This is a genomic window from Limnohabitans sp. Hippo3 (genome assembly GCF_003063665.1).
In the GTDB taxonomy this organism is placed as follows: Bacteria; Pseudomonadota; Gammaproteobacteria; order Burkholderiales; family Burkholderiaceae_C; genus Limnohabitans_A.
Genome location: NZ_NESF01000005.1, coordinates 45,892 through 64,232, shown reverse-complemented (window position 1 = coordinate 64,232; position 18,341 = coordinate 45,892). Strand labels below are relative to the sequence as shown.

Sequence of the window (18,341 nt, the reverse complement as noted above, 5' to 3'; positions counted from 1 at the left end):
TCCCCCGAGAGACCTGGGCTTTATTGCAGCGCTTGCACGCCAGCGACCAACCAACCGCCGCCTTGCTTGGATTTGGACATGTTCCAGACTTCGCGGAAAGGGCTGGGGCCGGAAGAGGCGTCTTCGCGGATCATGCCGTTGAACTCGACGCTGGCCAGGTAGGCATCGGTCTGCTCTTCAATGCCCAGCAGCTGGGCGTCGAGCATGACCACTTCGGTCTTGTTGGGCTGACCGGGGAACTGCGCTTCGCGCTCAGACAGCTGATTGCGGATTTCCACCACCATGGCGTCGGTCATCATCGAGCGCAAGGCGCTGATGTCCGAGCGGTCCCAGGCGTCCTGCAGGGTCACAAAGTTGCGCTTGGCAGCAGTCACAAAACCGTCCACGTCAAAACCGGCCGGGATGCCCCAGCTTTGCGAACCACCCAATGCCGCACCAATCATGGAGCCACTGGTTTGCGCTGCAGCCGAGCTGTCGAAACGGGTGTTTTGGCCTTCCCAGGGACGGGCCGAGGCGTCGTTGCCGACATTTTGCGGGCTGTATTGTTTGAACGTGGCTGGGTTTTCGGCCGATGCACCGGCACCTTGATAAGCCAGGCCGCTGTTGCCGCCCATCTGCGCAGCACCACCGCGGCGGGCCCGCATGATCATGCCGATGACGGCCATCACGGCCACACCGATCAGCAAGGCCATCAAAATATTGCCAAAGGCTTCACCCAAGCCCAACGAGCTGGCCAGCCAGGCCAACCCCAAACCAGCAGCCAAGCCACCCAACATGGCACCCCAAGGCTTCTTGGGCGCAGCCGCTGCGGGCGCGGCAGCAGGCTTGGCGGCGTTGGTGGGTGCGGCGTTTTGAGCGGGAGCCGCGGGCGTTTGCGGCGCAGCATCGCGCTTGGTGACCTGATTCGATTGCTGACCGATGGACTTGCCACCGCCCATGCGGCGAGCAGCCTCGGCGTTCAAGCTGCCCAGGGCCAACACGCCCGCGAGCATCAGTGTCATCAACTTGTTCATGGTGTCTCCAACTCAAATCAAAATGCGGTTTGTGGGCTTCAGCACTTGATGCCCATGTGCAAGGCTACCACCCCGGCCGACAAATTGTGAAAATCCACATGGCCAAATCCGGCATTTTTCATAAGGGTTTTCAAGTCTTCCTGCCCGGGGTGCATGCGGATGGATTCGGCCAGGTAACGGTAGCTGTCGGCGTCACCCGCCACCAGCTGGCCCAGCCGGGGCAGGATCTTGAAGCTGTACCAGTCGTAGGCTTTTTCCAGCGGCTTGGCCACTTTGGAAAACTCCAGCACCAGCAACTTGCCGCCTGGCTTGAGCACCCGGCACATTTCCTTGAGCGCCACATCCTTGTGCGTCATGTTGCGCAGGCCAAAAGCCACGCTGACCACGTTGAAATGGTTGTCGGGGAAAGGCAGCTTTTCGGCATCGCACACCAGGGTGGGCAGGGCCAGGCCGTGGTCGACCAGGCGGTCGCGCCCGGTGGTGAGCATGGCTTCGTTGATGTCGGTGTGCACCACGCGCCCGGTGGCCCCGACTTTTTTGGCAAAGGCCATCGACAAATCGCCCGTGCCGCCCGCAATGTCCAGCACCTGATCGCCCTCTTTCAGGTTGGCCACCTGCACGGTGTAAGCCTTCCACACCCGGTGCAAGCCCATGGACATCAGGTCGTTCATCACGTCGTATTTGGACGCGACCGAGTCGAACACGCCGCGCACATGCTTGGCTTTTTCTTTTTCGTCGACGGTTTTGAAACCGAAATGGGTGGTGCTCATACCGATGCCCTCAATGCTTGTGGCCGCAACTGCCACCGGCTGCGGCTTCGACCATGGGTGCGTCGCGGCTCATGCCCGCCGCTTGCAGACGGTCTTCATACTGCTTCCACAAAGCCTCTTGCTGGTCGCCCAAAAAGTACAGGTACTCCCAAGTGAACAGGCCCGACTCATGACCGTCTGAAAACGTGGGCTTGACCGCGTAGTTGCCCACGGGTTCAATCTCGACGATACCGACTTCGCGTTTGCCGGTTTGCAACACTTCCTGGCCCGGGCCGTGGCCCTGCACCTCGGCCGAAGGCGAGTACACGCGCATCAGCTCGAAGGGGATGCGGAACTGCGCCCCGTCAGAAAAACCGATTTCCAGCACCTTGGTCTGACCGTGCACGGTCAACGACTCGGGCGTGGGCATGTCTTTTTTCAATCCGGCCATCTTTTGCTTTCGAAATCTTGCTGTCGGGATGTGCAGGCTTAGACCAGCACGCGCTCAATGCCGCCCGCATTGGCGGCGCTCACGTACTCGGGCATCCAGGCTTCACCCAGGATGTGTTTGGCCATTTCGACCACGATGTAGTCGGCTTCGAGCAGGCCGTTTTTCATGTCGTCGCCATACCGAGACAGGCCCTGCAGGCAGCTGGGGCAACTGGTCAGCACTTTGACATTGGCTTGCGGGGCCAAAGCGCCGCTGGCACGCAAGGCGGCCTCGCCCTTGAGCAGCTCTTCTTCCTTGCGGAAACGCACCTGCGTCGAAATGTCCGGACGGGTGACCCCCAAAGTGCCCGATTCGCCGCAGCAACGGTCAGACTTGAGCACCTGGTCGCCCAGCAAACCCTTGACCGTTTTCATCGGGTCTTGCTGCTTCATGGGACTGTGGCAAGGGTCGTGGTACAGATAGGCCCCGCCGGCGTCGAGCTTCATGCCTTTTTCCAGCAGGAACTCGTGGATGTCGATGATGCGGCAGCCGGGGAAGATCTTGTCGAACTGGTAGCCCTGCAGCTGGTCGTAGCAGGTGCCGCAGCTGACCACCACGGTCTTGATGTCCAGGTAGTTGAGCGTGTTGGCCACGCGGTGGAACAGCACCCGGTTGTCGGTGATGATCTTCTCGGCCTTGTCGAACTGACCCGAACCCTTTTGCGGGTAGCCGCAGCACAGGTAGCCCGGTGGCAACACGGTCTGCACGCCCACATGCCAGAGCATGGCCTGCGTGGCCAGGCCCACCTGGCTGAAGAGGCGCTCGGAGCCGCAACCGGGGAAATAAAACACCGCTTCCGACTCCGAAGTGGTGGCTTTCGGGTTGCGGATGATGGGCACGTAATCGTTGTCTTCGATGTCCAGCAGCGCGCGTGCCGTCCTCTTGGGCAGGTTGCCCGGCATCTTCTTGTTGATGAAGTGGATCACCTGCTCTTTGATCGGCGCTGCACCCACGGTGGCGGGTGGCGCACTGGTTTGCTTGCGGGCCACGCCCTTGAGCAAACCGGCCACAAAGCGCTGCGCCTTCATGCCCACACCCACCATGGCCATGCGGGCCAGCTTGATGGTCTCGGGATTGGTGGCATTCAACATGAACATGGCCGCAGCATTGCCGGGGCGGAAGCTTTTCTGCCCCATCTTGCGCAGCAGGTTGCGCATGTTCATCGACACATCGCCAAAGTCGATGTTCACCGGGCAAGGCGTCAGGCACTTGTGGCAGACGGTGCAATGGTCGGCCACGTCTTCAAACTCCTGCCAGTGCTTGACCGAGATGCCCCGGCGGGTCTGCTCTTCGTACAGGAAGGCCTCAACCAGCAAGGAGGTCGCCAAAATCTTGTTGCGTGGGCTGTAGAGCAAATTGGCACGCGGCACGTGGGTGGAGCACACCGGCTTGCACTTGCCGCAGCGCAGGCAGTCTTTCACGCTGGCGGCGATCTCGCCAATGTCCGACTGCTGCATGATCAGCGATTCATGGCCCATCAAGCCAAAGCTGGGGGTGTAGGCATGCGTCAGATCGGCGGCATGCACATCGTCGCCCAGACCCGCCAGCGCCGCGCCGCGCAGCAGCTTGCCTTTGTTGAAGCGGCCTTGCGGGTCCACCTTGGCCTTGTAGGCGGTGAAATTGGCTAACTCGGCGTCGGTCAAAAACTCCAGCTTGGTGATGCCGATGCCGTGCTCCCCCGAGATCACACCATGAAGGCTGCGCGCCAGCACCATGATGCGGGCCACCGCCTCGTGCGCGGTTTGCAGCATCTCGTAGTTGTCGGAGTTGACCGGGATGTTGGTGTGCACATTGCCGTCACCGGCGTGCATGTGCAGCGCCACCCACACGCGGCCTTTGAGCACGCGCTGGTGAATGGCGTTGACCTCGTTCAGGATCGGCAAAAAGGCTGATCCCGAAAAAATGTTCTGGAATGCCGGACGGATTTGCGTCTTCCAGCTGGCGCGCAGGGTGTGGTCTTGCAGCTGGGGGAACAAGGCATCGACATCGGTCAACCAGCCTTGCCACTGCGCCTGCACCTCGCGCACCACCGCCAGGGCTTGCGCCACGCGGTCTTCGAGCAATTCGACCGAAGCAATCTCGTTGGCGTCGTCTTGCTTGCCCAGCGGCAAGTTGCCCCGCTCCAGAAAATCTTCCAGTTCGCGGCACAGTTTGAGCTTGTTGCGCAGGGAGAGCTCGATGTTGATGCGCTCGATGCCATCGGTGTATTCGGCCATGCGCGGCAAGGGGATCACCACGTCTTCGTTGACCTTGAAGGCGTTGGTGTGGCGCGAGATGGCCGCGGTCTTTTTGCGGTCAAGCCAGAATTTTTTGCGCGCTTCGGGGCTGATGGCGATGAAACCTTCGCCGCTGCGCGAGTTGGCGATGCGCACAATCTCGCTGGTCGCTTTGGCCACGTCGTCGGCGTTGTCACCCGCGATGTCACCGATCAGCACCATTTTGGGGAAGCCGCCACGCTTGGATTTGGTGGAATAACCCACCGCGCGCAGATACCGGTCGTCCAGGTGCTCCAGACCCGCCATCACGGTGCCGGTGCGCTTTTGCTCGGCGAACATGAAGTCCTTGATCTCGACGATGCTCGGCACGGCGTTGCGGGCATGGCCAAAGAACTCCAGGCACACGGTGCGGGTGTGGGTAGGCATGCGGTGCACCACCCAGCGGGCGCTCGTGATGAGGCCATCGCAGCCTTCTTTTTGCACGCCGGGCAGGCCGCTCAAGAACTTGTCGGTCACGTCCTTGCCCAACCCTTCCTTGCGGAAAGTCTTGCCCGGGATCACCAGGGTTTCGGTGCGGATCGGGGTTTTGCCGTCGGCCTTGAAGTAACGCAGCTCAAAAGTGGCCACTTCGGCGTCATGGATCTTGCCCATGTTGTGGTCCATGCGCACCACATCCAGCCATTCGGCGTCGGGCGTGACCATGCGCCAGCTGGCCAAGTTGTCGAGCGCCGTGCCCCACAGCACCGCTTTTTTGCCGCCCGCGTTCATGGCGATGTTGCCGCCAATGCAAGAGGCTTCGGCAGACGTCGGGTCCACCGCAAAAACAAAACCGCCACGCTCGGCCGCATCGGCCACGCGCTGGGTCACCACACCGGCTTCGGTCCAGATGGTCGGGATCTTGTGCGCGATACCGGGCAGGTCGACCATTTCGACCTCGGTCATGGCTTCGAGCTTTTCGGTGTTGATGACCGCACTCTTCCAGGTCAGCGGGATCGCGCCACCGGTGTAACCCGTGCCGCCGCCACGGGGCACGATGGTCAGGCCCAAATCAATGCAGCCTTTGACCAGACCCGCCAGTTCGGTCTCGGTATCGGGCGTCAGCACCACAAAGGGGTATTCCACGCGCCAGTCGGTCGCGTCGGTCACATGGCTCACACGCGAGAGGCCATCGAACTTGATGTTGTCCTTGGCCGTCAGGCGCCCCAGGGTCTTTTGCACCTGGCTGCGCAGTTTGGCCATGCGGGTGAAGCGTTCGCTGAACTGAGTCACGGCCTGGGTGGCCATGGCCAGCAACTGGCCCACCAGGGCGTCGCGGGCAGCGTCCACACCCGGGGTGCGGCGCTTTTGCACCTCCCCCAAGCGGTGGTGCAAGGCCTCCACCAGCAGTTTGCGGCGAGCGGGGTTGTCCAGCAGGTCGTCCTGCAAATAGGGGTTGCGCTCGACCACCCAGATGTCGCCCAGCACTTCGTAAAGCATGCGGGCCGATCGGCCTGTGCCGCGCTCCTGGCGCAGCTGGTTCAACAGATCCCAGGCGGGCTCCCCCAGCAAGCGCACCACGATTTCACGGTCAGAAAAGCTGGTGTAGTTGTAAGGGATCTCGCGCAGACGCGGCGCATCGGCGTCGGCCTGCATCAAATGTTGGAGCGTGGTGGGTGCATTCATGGGGTGGCGCGGTCAAATGCGTTGATCAAAACGCGTTCAGCCAGACCAGGACAAAGGCGTCAACCCGGCTGAGGCTGAATGTTACCGCAGTGCAACAAACACGCGCAGGGGATGGGGGCACCTGTCACCCAGGGGTCTGGACTCATGGAAAGTCCGGGTTGTCACCCCTTATTCACCCCGTTTTAATACTTCTGTCATCTTCAAAGGGCACAGTGTGCGCACGTACATGACCCTTTCGAAGGGTCGTTTTCCGCGTTCAAAGCCAATTTTTCAGGAACTGCCATGAAACTCAAACTTACCCTGTCCGCCCTGACTCTGGGCCTGGCCAGCTTGTCGGCCCAGGCCCAAACCGAAATCCAGTGGTGGCACTCCATGGGGGGTGCCCTGGGCGAATGGGTCAACGACCTCGCCAAGGACTTCAACGCCAGCCAGAAAGACTACAAAATCGTGCCGACCTTCAAGGGCAGCTACGACGAATCCATGACTGCCGCCATCGCCGCCTACCGGGCGGGCAATGCGCCCCACATCCTGCAGGTGTTCGAAGTCGGCACCGCCACCATGATGGCCAGCAAGGGCGCCATCGTGCCCGTGGGCAAGGTCATGACCGATGCGGGCCTCAAATTCGACCAAAACGCCTATGTGCCTGCCGTTGCCGGTTATTACACCGCCCCCAACGGCCAGATGTTGAGCTTCCCTTTCAACAGCTCCACCCCTGTCTTCCACTACAACAAGGACGCCTTCAAGGCCGCAGGCCTTGACCCCAACACACCACCCACCACCTGGCCTGAAGTGGCTTTGGCGGCGGCCAAGCTGAAAGCCAGCGGCCACAAGTGTCCCTTCACCACCAGCTGGATCAGCTGGACGCAGCTGGAAAGCTTCTCGGCGTGGCACAACACCGAGTTCGCCACCAAAGGCAATGGCATGCGCGGCATGGACGCCCGCCTGTCGTTCAACACCCCGCTGCACGTGCGCCACATTGAAAACCTGGCCAACATGGCCAAACAAGGCCTCTTTGTCTACAAAGGCCGTGGTAACGCGGCCGACGCCACCTTTGTGTCGGGCGAATGCGCCATGGCTACCGGTTCCTCGGCACTCTACGGCAGCGTGGTGCGCAACGGCAAATTCGGCTACGGCATCGGCACCCTGCCCTACTACCCCGATGTGAACGGTGCCCCACAAAACACCGTGATCGGTGGCGCGAGCTTGTGGGTCATGAGCGGCAAGAAAGCCCCTGAGTACAAAGGCGTGGCGCAATTCTTCGCCCACCTGTCCAAAGACAACGTGGCCGCCGCCAGCCACCAGCGCACCGGCTACCTGCCCGTGACCAAGTCTTCGTTTGAAGTGACCGAGAAGTCGGGCTTCTACAAAAAGAACCCAGGCACCGATGTGTCGGTGACACAAATGATCCGCAAGACCACCGACAAGTCACGTGGCGTGCGCCTGGGCAACTTTGTGCAGATCCGCACCATCATTGACGAGGAACTCGAAGGCGTGTGGAGCGGCAAAAAGCAGGCCAAAGAAGCCCTGGACATGGCCATCAAGCGGGGCAACGAACAGCTCGAACGCTTCGAAAAAGCCAACAAGTGATGTGCCTGGCCGCCCTCTGAAGCGGCGGGCCTTTGAAAAAGCAGAGGCAGCGCCTCTGCTTTTGCGCATTTTGGCGTGACACTTCACACCCCGGCTTTGCAAAGAACCTATGGAAAAACGCGTCCGTTTCAAATCCCGCTGGCTGCCCTGGCTGCTGATCGCGCCGCAGCTGAGCATCGTGCTGGTCTTCTTTTTCTGGCCCGCCGGGCAAGCGCTGTACCAAAGCGTGCTGCAGGAAGATGCCTTTGGCGCCTCGCGTGAATTCGTCGGGCTGGCCAATTTTGACCGGCTGTGGAACGACAGTGGCTACCTGGACTCGTTCAAGACCACCGCCGTGTTTTCCCTTCTGGTGGCGGTCACTGGCCTGTCGGTGTCGCTGCTGCTGGCCGTGATGGCCGACCGGGTTGGGCGCGGCGCGGGCCTGTACAAAACCCTGCTGATCTGGCCCTATGCGGTGGCCCCGGTGGTGGCAGGCGTGTTGTGGCTGTTCATGTTCGCCTCGCCCATGGGCGTGGTGGGTTATGCCCTGCGGGCCGTGGGCGTCGACTGGAACCACCTGCTCAACCCCAACCATGCCATGGCGCTGATCGTGATGGCGGCGGTCTGGAAGCAGATTTCCTACAACTTCCTCTTCTTTCTGGCTGGGTTGCAGTCCATTCCCAAATCGCTCATCGAGGCGGCGGCCATCGACGGGGCCAGCCCCTGGAAGCGCTTTTGGACCATCGTGTTCCCGCTCCTGTCGCCCACCACCTTCTTTTTGCTGGTGATCAACATCGTCTACGCTTTCTTTGACACCTTCGCCATCGTGGACGCCACCACGCACGGCGGCCCCGGCAAGGACACGGCGATTCTGGTCTACAAGGTGTACTACGACGGTTTCAAGGCGCTGGACATGGGCAGCTCGGCCGCGCAGTCGGTGGTGCTGATGGTGATCGTGGTCTCGCTCACGGTCTTGCAGTTCAAATTTGTCGAGAAGAAAGTGCAGTACTGATGTTGCACCCACACATTCCCTTCGGAGGGCTGTCATGATCGAACGACGCCCCGGCCTGCAAATTTTGCGGCATGTCATCTTGCTCATCGGTGTGGCCATCGTGGCCTTTCCGCTGTACCTGACTTTCATCGGCTCTACCCAAACCGCCCAGCAGATCAACCAGAGTGTGCCCATGTCGCTGGTGCCGGGCAGCCACTTTTGGGAAACCTACCGCCTGACCCTGTTTGGCGGCCCCAATTCACAAGGCAGCCCCCTGCCCGCCATGTGGCCCATGATGCAGATCAGCCTGATCAGCGCCTTGGGCATTGCCATTGGCAAGATCGCGATCTCGCTGCTGTCGGCCTTTGCCATCGTGTATTTCCGCTTCCCGCTGCGCAATCTGGTGTTCTGGATGATTTTTGTCACCCTGATGCTGCCGGTCGAAGTGCGGATCAGCCCCACTTACGAAGTGGTGGCCGGTTTGGGCCTGCTCAACAGTTTTGCGGGCCTGACGGTGCCGCTGATCGCCTCGGCCACGGCCACCTTTTTGTTCCGGCAGTTTTTCCTGACCATCCCCGATGAACTGGTCGAGGCCGCCCGCATGGACGGTGCCGGCCCGATGCGCTTTTTCAAGGACGTGTTGCTGCCCCTGTCGGCCACCAACATCGCGGCACTGTTTGTCATCCAGTTCATCTATGGCTGGAACCAGTACCTGTGGCCGCTGCTGGTGACCACCAGCGAAGACATGTACCCGGTGGTGCTGGGCATCAAGCGCCTGATTTCGGGCGAGTCCTGGACCGAGTGGAACGTGGTCATGGCCGCCGCCATCCTGGCCATGCTGCCCCCAGCGCTGGTCGTGATCCTGATGCAAAAATGGTTCGTCAAGGGCCTGGTTGACACGGAAAAGTAATAACCCCGGGGACAGACCCATGCGAAGCGTTGCTCTGTCCCCGTCAAATTAGGAACCAGGGGACAGACCGCTGCGAAGCGGCGCTCTGTCCTCGTCTGATCAAAGAATTTATGGCTGCCATTACCCTCTCTCACATCCTCAAAACCTATGGCGCGGGCGCCAAGGCCAACACCGTCATCCACGACCTGAACGCCAGCATTGCCGATGGCGAATTTGTGGTCATCGTCGGGCCTTCGGGCTGCGGCAAGTCCACCCTGCTGCGCATGGTGGCGGGTCTCGAAGACATCTCGGGCGGCACCATCTCGATCGGCGAACGGGTGGTGAACGACCTGGAGCCCGCCGAGCGCGACATCGCCATGGTGTTCCAGAACTATGCGCTGTACCCCCACATGAGCGTGTTCGACAACATGGCCTATGGCCTGAAGATCGCCAAACGCCCCATGGAGGAAATCAAGGCACGCGTGGACAAGGCGGCGGGTATTCTGGAACTGTCCCACCTGCTGCAACGCAAACCCCGCGAACTGTCCGGTGGCCAGCGCCAGCGCGTGGCCATGGGCCGGGCCATCGTGCGCCAGCCGCAGGTGTTTTTGTTTGACGAGCCGCTGTCCAACCTCGACGCCAAGCTGCGCGCCCAGACCCGGCTGGAGATTCAAAAACTGCACCGTGAACTCGGCATCACCAGCCTGTTTGTGACGCACGACCAGGTCGAAGCCATGACCCTGGCCCAGCGCATGATCGTGATGAACGGCGGCCACATGGAGCAATTTGGCACGCCCGAAGAGGTCTACAACCGCCCGGCCAGCACCTTTGTGGCCAGCTTCATTGGCTCGCCGCCCATGAACCTGCTGCGGCACGCACCGGGCACACCCGAAGGCCGCATCCTCGGCATCCGGCCTGAGCACCTTGACATCACACCCACGCCAAACGAGGGGGGCTGGACCTTGACCGCCGACACGGTGGAACTGCTGGGCGCCGAGCGCCTGGTGCACGCCCGCCTGGGCGATGAAATCCTGACGCTGCGGCTGGAAGAATCGGTGGTGCCGCCGCAAGCGGGCCAAAGCTTCCATGCCACGCCCCGCGCTGACCGCCTGCACTGGTTTGACGCGCAAACCCAAAAACGCATCGCCTGAACATGCCCATGTCCCCACACTGGCCCTACCCGCGCTGGATCGCCCACCGGGGCGCAGGCAAGCTCGCCCCGGAAAACACCCTGGCCGCCTTCCGCATGGGGGCCGAACACGGTTACCGCATGTTCGAGTGCGACGCCAAGCTCAGTGCCGACGGTGTGGTGTTCTTGATGCACGACGCCACGCTCGAGCGCACCACCAATGGCCAAGGCATCGGTGGCGACCTGCCCTGGCAAGCCTTGTCGCAACTCGACGCGGGCAGCTGGCATTCACGCCGCTTTGCGGGCGAAGCCTTGCCCACCCTCGAAGCGCTGGCGCGGTTTTGTCTGGCCAACCACTACCTGCTGAACATCGAGATCAAACCCACACCGGGCACCGAAGCGGCCACAGGTGAAGCCGTGGCGCGTCTGGCAGCCCGGCTGTGGGCGAGGGCCGAAGTGCCGCCGCTCTTGACCTCGTTCAAACCCGAAGCCTTGGCCGCCGCACAGCAAGCAGCGCCCGAGCTACCCCGCGGCCTGCTGGTCGACACGCTATGGCAAGGCTGGTTGGAGAAAGCTTTGGCGCTCGATGCGGTGGCCGTGGTGGCCAACTTCGCGCTGTGGGACGCCACCACCGTGGCCCAAGTGCACGGTGCGGGCCTGAAATGCCTGAGCTACACCGTCAACGACGACTGGGCCGCCCAGCACCTGCTGGCGCTCGGCACCGACGGCATCATCACCGACCAGGTGGACCTGTTCAGCCCGGCTTGAATCAATCGAGCTTGGCGCCCGATTTCTGAACCACCGCCGCCCAGCGGGGCATTTCGGCCGTCAGGAATTTCGCAAAGTCATCGGCCCCCAAAAACGCCGGATCGGCCCCCTGCGCGACCATGCGCGACTTGATGTCAGGCTGGTTCATCACCGCCTTGAAAGCGTCGCTCAGCTTGTTTACCACGTCTTTGGGTGTACCGGCCGGGGCCAGAAAACCGTAAAAACCCACCACTTCGAAGTTCTTGATCCCGGCTTCCATCACGGTGGGGATGTCGGGCAGCGCGGGGTTGCGCTCGCGGCTGGTGACGGCCAAGGCCCGCACCTTGCCCTGCTTGTGGTACTGCGCGGCCTGCGGAATGCTCTCGGCCATGAACTGCACCTGTCCCGCCATCAGGTCGGTGAAGGCGGGTGCGCTGCCCCGGTAAGGGATGTGCACCATGAACAGCCCCGTGGCCGACTTGAACATCTCGGGCACCAGGTGGCTGCTGCCGCCGTTGCCCGCCGAGCCGTAATTGATTTGGCCGGGCCGGGCTTTGGCATAGGCCACAAATTCCTGCAGGTTGTTCACCGGCACTTTGGGGTTGACCAGCAGGGCCAGCGGCTGCATGGCCGTGCGGGCCACTGGCACAAAGTCGCGCAGTGTGCTGTAAGGCAGCTTGGTGTACAGCGCCGGGTTGATGACCATCACCCCCGTGTTGGCCAGCATCAGCGTGTGGCCATCGGGCGCGGCACGCATCACCTCTTGCGCGCCCACGGTGCCGCCAGCACCGGCTTTGTAATCGATGAGGATGGGCTGCCCCAGCTGGGCTTGCAGCCGATCGGTCAGCAAACGGGCATGCTGGTCGAGCGGTCCGCCTGCCGGGAAACCCATCACCACACGGATGGGTTTGGTGGGAAAGGCCCAGGCACTGCCCCCGGCCAAGGCCAAAGCCAGACCACCCAAGACCAGCCAATGGCGGCGTTTCACTCCTCGCATGTTCATCTCCCTTGATGGATTTTTCCGATGTGCAGCCTGTGCATGGTTTTCAGCGACGGGCCCAGCCTCGGTGCATAAACCATTCGAGCGTGGCGGTCACCAGCACCAAGGCGATGTAGGTGCTCATTTTCCCGTCCTGGCCATGCCACCACAAACCGGCCACCAAGACCAGCACACCCCCCACAGCGTGAACCGCCATGCGGCGGCGCATTGGACGGGGACCGGGGCCCATGACCCAGCGACCCGCCCAAGGCATGAAAAGCGCCATGGCCAAGGCGGGCAACACAAAACCCCACAGGTGCAGCACCAACAAGCCAAACGTCATGAAACCTCGATGTCTTCGGGTGACCCTGCCCTTGTGGCAGTCCAAGCCCGGCAAATTGTGCCTTGAAAGTCGCGTCAAGCTCCAGGCCCACGTATTGTGTCAAGCAAAGTTGACATACCGTGCCTATAATGACCTTCATGGCTGTCTGGACCCTGGGTTTGAACCACACCACTGCCCCGCTAGATCTGCGCGGTCGGTTTGCGTTCGCCGTGGACAAACTGGTGCCCACTCTGCAAGGCCTGCGGCGCGATCTGGCCCATCGGATTTCGCAAGAACCTGAAGCCGCCATCCTGTCGACCTGCAACCGCACCGAAATCTATTGCGCTGCCGACCAGGCCGCCACCAACGACACCCTGCGCTGGCTGGCCCAAACCGGCGGGGTGAGCGCCTCCGAATTGCACGCCCACACTTACTTGCTGGAAGGCAATGAAGCGGCTCGCCACGCCTTTCGCGTGGCCAGCGGCCTCGACTCCATGGTGCTGGGTGAAGCCCAAATTCTGGGCCAACTCAAGGACGCCGTGCGGGCTGCCGAGCAGGCAGGCGCATTGGGCAGCACCCTGAACCAATTGTTCCAACGCAGTTTTGCCGTGGCCAAAGAGGTGCGCAGCGCCACCGAAATCGGTGCCCACTCGATCAGCATGGCCGCTGCTTCGGTGCGACTGGCCAGTCAATTGTTCGAAGACCTCAAGGACATCCGCGTGCTGTTTGTCGGTGCGGGTGAAATGATCGAGTTGGTGGCCACCCACTTTGCAGCCAAACAGCCCAAGGCCATGGCCATCGCCAACCGCAGCCTGGACCGGGGCGAACTGCTGGCCAACCGTTTCGGGGCCGAAGTCATGCGCCTGGCCGACCTGCCCGAGCGCCTGCACGAGTTCGATGCGGTCATCAGTTGCACCGCCAGCACCTTGCCGCTGATCGGCTTGGGCGCGGTCGAGCGGGCCCTGAAAAAACGCAAATACCGCCCCATGTTCATGGTCGACCTGGCCGTGCCGCGTGACATCGAGCCGGAAGTCAAGTCGCTCGAAGACGTCTACCTCTACACCGTGGACGACCTGGCCAGCGTGGTGCAGGCGGGCCAGGCGCATCGCCAGGCTGCTGTGGCTGAGGCCGAAATCATCATCGATGCCGGGGTGCAAAGTTTCAACCACTGGCTGGGCCAACGTGACACCGTCCCGCTGATTCAGCAGCTGCAAACCCAGGCCGATGCCTGGCGCGAAGCCGAGCTGGGCCGTGCCCGCAAGCTGCTGGCCCGGGGCGACGACCCGATCGCCGTGATGGAAGCCCTGTCCAAAGGCCTGACCCAGAAAATGCTGCATGGCGCTTTGGCCGAATTGCGCGGCGCAGACCCGGAACACCGCGAACAAACCATGCACACCGTGCAGCGCGTTTTCTTGCGCAAAGAGCGTTAGCGGCCAGTCACTCAAGCCCTCTCACTCCCGCAAAGGTGGGAATCCCTCTTCCTCCACATACCCACATCGATGCCCGCCTTCGCGGGCATGACGCCTTGAAGTGAAACCCTTTCTGATTCAGCAACTAGAGCGCTACGCGCTGCGACTGACCGAGCTGGACTTCTTGCTGTCCCGCGAGGACATCATGGCCGACATGACGCAGTTCCTGAAGCTCTCGCGGGAACACGCCGAAGTCAGCGCCGTGGCCTCGCGCTTTGCCCGCTTTCAGCAGCGCAGCGCCGATCTGGCCGCCGCTCAAGCCATGCTCCATGATGCCGACCTGCGCGAGATGGCCGAAGAAGAAGTGGCCAGCGCCAGCGCCGAGTTGCAAACATTGGAAGCGGAGTTGCAGCGCATGCTGCTGCCCAAAGACCCGGACGACGCCCGCCCGGCGTTTGTCGAAATCCGTGCAGGCACTGGCGGTGATGAGTCGGCCCTGTTTGCCGCCGATTTGCTGCGCATGTACACGCGCTATGCCGAAAGCCAGGGCTGGCGGTGCGAGATCATCTCGGAATCGGTGAGCGAGCTGGGCGGCTACAAGGAAGTCGTGGTGCGCATTGACGGCAGCACATCGGGCGATGGCGTGTATGGCGCACTCAAGTTCGAGTCGGGCGGCCACCGGGTGCAGCGCGTGCCCGCCACCGAAACCCAAGGCCGCATCCACACCAGCGCCTGCACCGTGGCGGTGCTGGCCGAGCCGGACGAAGCCGAGGCCATCAAGATCAACCCGTCAGACCTGCGCATCGACACTTTCCGCGCCAGCGGTGCGGGCGGTCAGCACATCAACAAAACCGACTCGGCGGTGCGCATCACCCACTTGCCCACCGGCATCGTGGCCGAATGCCAGGACGGCCGCAGCCAGCACAGCAACAAGGCGCAAGCGCTGAAGGTGCTGACGGCCCGCATCCAGGAAAAAGACCGGGCCGAGCGCGCCGCCAAGGACGCGGCCGAACGCAAGAGCCTGATCGGCAGCGGCGACCGCTCCGACCGCATCCGCACCTACAACTTTCCGCAAGGGCGCCTGACCGACCACCGCATCAACCTGACTTTGTACAAGCTGCTCACCATCATGGAGGGCGATTTGCAGGACGTGGTCCATGCCCTGCAAAGCTACGAAGCGGCCGAGCAGCTGGCCGCGCTGGAAATCGGAGCCACCGCCTGATGCCCACCGCCGCCACTGTGGCTGAGAGCCTGCGCCAAGCCCAAACCCAGGGATTGGCCCGGGTGGACGCGCAGATTTTGCTGCTGCACAGCCTGCAACGCCCACTGCACGACCGCGCCTGGCTACTGGCCCATGACGGCGACACTTTGACGGCAGCGCAAACCGCCACCTGGCAAGATGCCCTGCAACGCCGCCTGCAGGGCGAACCCGTGGCCTACATCACCGGGCGCAAGGATTTTTTTGGTCTCACGTTGGCCGTGGACGCTCGTGTGCTGGACCCGCGCCCCGACACCGAAACTTTGGTGGAATGGGCACTGGCGTGTCTGCCTGAATCCGCACCTGAAACACGTTCGCCACGCATATTGGACCTGGGCACTGGCAGCGGCGCAGTGGCCCTGGCGCTGCAACACGCCCGCCCCGATGCCAAGGTGTGGGCCGTGGACGCCAGCGAAGACGCGCTGGCAGTGGCTCGCGCCAATGCCGCCCGCTTGCATCTGGGCGTGCAATTCATGGCGAGCGACTGGCTGTGCGCCGTCGATGTCCAGCGCACGGGCCGTTTTGACCTGATCGTCTCCAACCCGCCCTATGTGGCCGAAAACGACCCGCACCTGGCCGCCCTGACCCACGAACCTTTGAGCGCCCTGACCAGTGGCGCGGACGGCCTGGAAGACATCCGCCGCATCATCGCCCAGGCCCCGGCCTATCTGGCCCGGGGCGGCTGGCTGCTGCTCGAGCACGGCTGGGACCAGTCCGCAGCGGTGCAATCCCTGCTGCAGGCGGCTGGTTTTGCCCAGGTGCAATCGCGTCAGGATCTGGCGGGAATACAACGCTGCACCGGAGGGTGTTGGCATTCAGAGGGATAATTCATCCCATTCGAAACGGCCCCATTTGGAGGAAAGACCATGAGCGATACCCAGCAACGCATCGACGAACTCGTCAAAGGCAACGACATCACCTTGTTCATGAAGGGCAGCGCCAGCTTCCCCATGTGCGGTTTTTCCGGCCGCGCCATCCAGATCCTGAAGGCCTGTGGTGTCGACCCCAAGACCGTCAAGACCGTGAACGTGCTGGACGATGCCGAAATCCGCCAAGGCATCAAGGAATACAGCAACTGGCCCACCATTCCCCAGCTCTACATCAAGGGCGAATTCATTGGCGGCTCGGACATCATGATGGACATGTACGAGTCGGGCGAGTTGCAACAGGTCATCAACGGCCAGGCCTGAAACCGGCCTTCGGGGGCCGAGCCATTCGGCCTCCTGGGCATCACCGTGGGCCGCAAAATCGGCCCGCCACCATGAAAAAAGCCAGTCGTCAGACTGGCTTTTTGCTTGGGGCTGGACCGGGTTCAGCGGAACTTGGACTGGGGCACCACTTTCATGTCGCCTTCCAGGGAACCGATGTAATTGGCCATGGCCTTGAGTTCGGCGTTGGTGAATTGCTTGGCAATGCCACCCATCACGCCATTGTTGCGGCCCCAGGTCGACTGGTTTTCCACTTTGTAGGACTTGAGCGCAACAAACAGGAAGTCTTTGTGCTGGCCTGCAATCTTAGGGTAGCTGGGGTCCACAGGCTTGGCGAAATTGTCGCCGTGGCAAGAGATGCAAGCGCCCTTTTGCAACAGGGCAGCCACTTTCGCATCGGGCGTTTTGGGGGTGACGGACACCGGCTCTGTCTTGCCATGCTGCTCGTAGTAAGCGCCCAGATCGGCCATGTCCTGCTCGCTCAGGCTGTCGGCAATGCCGCGCATGGTGGGGTGCTTGCGTTCGCCTTTTTTGTAGGCATTGAGGGCCGACACTATGTATTTGGCGTTTTGGCCCGAGATCATGGGCACGCGGTACACCTCGGGGAAGCTGGCTTGGTAGCCCTTGATGCCGTGGCAGCCGATGCACATGGCAATCTTTTGCTCAGCGGCTTTGGCGTCGCCCTTGATTTCCTGGGCTTGAACGGAAACAGCGGTCACAGAGGCGACAGCCAAGGCAAACATCGAGGTCAACAGCTTGTTCATTTTGCTTACACAATCCAAATGATTGATAAAAATCAACTGCGGATTATATCGGGCTGGCCCTCATAATCCTGACAAGCTTCATTCCTGTTTTTGAGAACTGTCCGCCATGAAATTCCAAGGTACCGAAAACTACGTCGCCACACAGGACCTGATGCTGGCCGTCAACGCCGCCATCACCCTCAAACGTCCCCTCTTGGTGAAAGGCGAGCCCGGTACCGGCAAGACCATGCTGGCCGAGGAAGTCTCTCAAGCTTTGGGCCTGCCGCTGCTGCAGTGGCACATCAAGTCGACCACCAAAGCACAGCAAGGCCTGTACGAATACGACGCCGTGAGCCGTCTGCGCGACAGCCAACTGGGCGACGAAAAGGTCAAGGACATCGAGAACTACATCGTCAAGGGTGTGCTCTGGCAGGCCTTCACCTCCGAAGTGCCGGTGGCCATCCTGATCGATGAAATCGACAAGGCCGACATCGAATTCCCCAACGACCTGCTGCGCGAAATCGACCGCATGGAGTTTTATTGCTACGAGACGCGCCAGCTGATCAAGGCCAAAACCCGCCCACTGGTGTTCATCACTTCCAACAACGAAAAAGAACTGCCCGACGCCTTCCTGCGCCGCTGCTTCTTCCACTACATCAAGTTCCCCGAAGCGGACACCATGCGCCAGATCGTGGATGTGCACTTCCCGACGCTCAAGAAAGACCTGCTGGCTCTGGCCCTCAAGACCTTTTACGACGTGCGCGGCCTGCCCGGTCTGAAGAAAAAGCCCTCCACCAGCGAACTGCTGGACTGGCTGAAATTGCTGGTGGCCGAAGACATCCCGCTCGAAGCCCTGCAAAGCGCCGACCAGAAGGTCTCGGTGCCGCCGTTGGTGGGCGCTCTGCTCAAGAACGAGCAGGACGTGACCCTGTTTGAAAAGCTGGTCTTCATGAACCAGCGCAACCGCTGA

Annotated in this window: 17 protein-coding genes; 10 read left to right on the top strand and 7 right to left on the bottom strand. The window is 61.7% G+C overall.

What is annotated here, in order from left to right; all coding sequences use genetic code 11:
* Window positions 1-20: 20 nt before the first annotated feature.
* From B9Z34_RS07905 to B9Z34_RS07890, 4 genes are read right to left on the bottom strand one after another with little or no spacing between them, the layout of a single operon-like run.
* Window positions 21-1,013 carry a Tim44 domain-containing protein gene (locus B9Z34_RS07905; RefSeq protein ID WP_108427571.1) on the bottom strand — a complete coding sequence of 331 codons (993 nt, stop codon included), beginning with the start codon at window positions 1,011-1,013 and terminating at the stop codon, window positions 21-23.
* Between the two features lie 38 nt (window positions 1,014-1,051).
* Window positions 1,052-1,783 carry a bifunctional demethylmenaquinone methyltransferase/2-methoxy-6-polyprenyl-1,4-benzoquinol methylase UbiE gene (gene ubiE, locus B9Z34_RS07900; RefSeq protein WP_108427570.1) on the bottom strand — a complete coding sequence of 244 codons (732 nt, stop codon included), beginning with the start codon at window positions 1,781-1,783 and terminating at the stop codon, window positions 1,052-1,054.
* Between the two features lie 10 nt (window positions 1,784-1,793).
* The gene (locus B9Z34_RS07895) at window positions 1,794-2,213 is read right to left on the bottom strand and encodes a gamma-butyrobetaine hydroxylase-like domain-containing protein (protein ID WP_108427569.1); all 420 of its coding nucleotides are present in this window, start codon (window positions 2,211-2,213) and stop codon (window positions 1,794-1,796) included.
* 38 nt (window positions 2,214-2,251) lie between these two features.
* Window positions 2,252-6,130 (bottom strand): DUF3683 domain-containing protein, encoded by a 3,879-nt coding sequence (locus B9Z34_RS07890; protein ID WP_108427568.1) that lies wholly within the window; start codon window positions 6,128-6,130, stop codon window positions 2,252-2,254.
* 282 nt (window positions 6,131-6,412) lie between these two features.
* Between B9Z34_RS07890 and ugpB the strand changes: the two genes are divergently transcribed.
* The 5 genes from ugpB (at window position 6,413) to ugpQ (ending at window position 11,473) form a co-directional block, all read left to right on the top strand.
* Window positions 6,413-7,717: a sn-glycerol-3-phosphate ABC transporter substrate-binding protein UgpB gene (gene ugpB / locus B9Z34_RS07885; protein ID WP_108427567.1), complete on the top strand. Its 1,305-nt coding sequence runs from the start codon at window positions 6,413-6,415 to the stop codon at window positions 7,715-7,717.
* Between the two features lie 109 nt (window positions 7,718-7,826).
* Window positions 7,827-8,708 (top strand): sn-glycerol-3-phosphate ABC transporter permease UgpA, encoded by an 882-nt coding sequence (gene ugpA, locus B9Z34_RS07880; protein WP_108427566.1) that lies wholly within the window; start codon window positions 7,827-7,829, stop codon window positions 8,706-8,708.
* Window positions 8,709-8,742: 34 nt separating this feature from the next.
* Window positions 8,743-9,597, top strand: coding sequence for a sn-glycerol-3-phosphate ABC transporter permease UgpE (ugpE, locus tag B9Z34_RS07875; RefSeq protein ID WP_108332447.1), 855 nt, complete (start codon window positions 8,743-8,745; stop codon window positions 9,595-9,597).
* 110 nt (window positions 9,598-9,707) lie between these two features.
* Window positions 9,708-10,727, top strand: a complete 1,020-nt coding sequence (ugpC, locus tag B9Z34_RS07870) for a sn-glycerol-3-phosphate ABC transporter ATP-binding protein UgpC (protein ID WP_108427565.1) — start codon at window positions 9,708-9,710, stop codon at window positions 10,725-10,727.
* Window positions 10,728-10,735: 8 nt separating this feature from the next.
* Entirely contained in the window at window positions 10,736-11,473 is a 738-nt protein-coding gene (ugpQ, locus tag B9Z34_RS07865) for a glycerophosphodiester phosphodiesterase (protein ID WP_369907622.1), read from the top strand.
* Window position 11,474: 1 nt separating this feature from the next.
* Here the strand turns inward: ugpQ and B9Z34_RS07860 are convergent, their stop codons facing one another.
* Complete coding sequence (locus tag B9Z34_RS07860; protein ID WP_108427638.1) at window positions 11,475-12,449, bottom strand: tripartite tricarboxylate transporter substrate binding protein; 975 nt, start codon at window positions 12,447-12,449, stop codon at window positions 11,475-11,477.
* Between the two features lie 49 nt (window positions 12,450-12,498).
* Window positions 12,499-12,774, bottom strand: coding sequence for a hypothetical protein (locus B9Z34_RS07855; RefSeq protein ID WP_108427563.1), 276 nt, complete (start codon window positions 12,772-12,774; stop codon window positions 12,499-12,501).
* A 137-nt stretch (window positions 12,775-12,911) separates the two neighbouring features.
* On the opposite strand from B9Z34_RS07855, the gene hemA reads away from it, so the two are divergent.
* The 4 genes from hemA to grxD all read left to right on the top strand — a co-directional run bounded on the left by hemA (window position 12,912) and on the right by grxD (window position 16,610).
* A complete protein-coding gene (gene hemA, locus B9Z34_RS07850; RefSeq protein WP_108427637.1) occupies window positions 12,912-14,183 on the top strand; it encodes a glutamyl-tRNA reductase in 1,272 nt (423 codons plus the stop codon).
* 100 nt (window positions 14,184-14,283) lie between these two features.
* On the top strand, window positions 14,284-15,384 hold the full coding sequence (gene prfA, locus B9Z34_RS07845) for a peptide chain release factor 1 (RefSeq protein ID WP_108427562.1): 1,101 nt from the start codon (window positions 14,284-14,286) through the stop codon (window positions 15,382-15,384).
* On the top strand, window positions 15,384-16,247 hold the full coding sequence (gene prmC, locus B9Z34_RS07840) for a peptide chain release factor N(5)-glutamine methyltransferase (protein WP_108427561.1): 864 nt from the start codon (window positions 15,384-15,386) through the stop codon (window positions 16,245-16,247). The genes prfA and prmC overlap by 1 nt, the downstream gene beginning before the upstream one ends.
* 39 nt (window positions 16,248-16,286) lie before the next feature.
* A complete protein-coding gene (grxD, locus tag B9Z34_RS07835; protein WP_108427560.1) occupies window positions 16,287-16,610 on the top strand; it encodes a Grx4 family monothiol glutaredoxin in 324 nt (107 codons plus the stop codon).
* Between the two features lie 122 nt (window positions 16,611-16,732).
* On the opposite strand, the gene B9Z34_RS07830 is transcribed toward grxD, so the two are convergent.
* A complete protein-coding gene (locus B9Z34_RS07830) occupies window positions 16,733-17,392 on the bottom strand; it encodes a cytochrome c (protein ID WP_108427559.1) in 660 nt (219 codons plus the stop codon).
* 106 nt (window positions 17,393-17,498) lie between these two features.
* Between B9Z34_RS07830 and B9Z34_RS07825 the strand changes: the two genes are divergently transcribed.
* Window positions 17,499-18,341: a MoxR family ATPase gene (locus tag B9Z34_RS07825; protein WP_108427558.1), complete on the top strand. Its 843-nt coding sequence runs from the start codon at window positions 17,499-17,501 to the stop codon at window positions 18,339-18,341.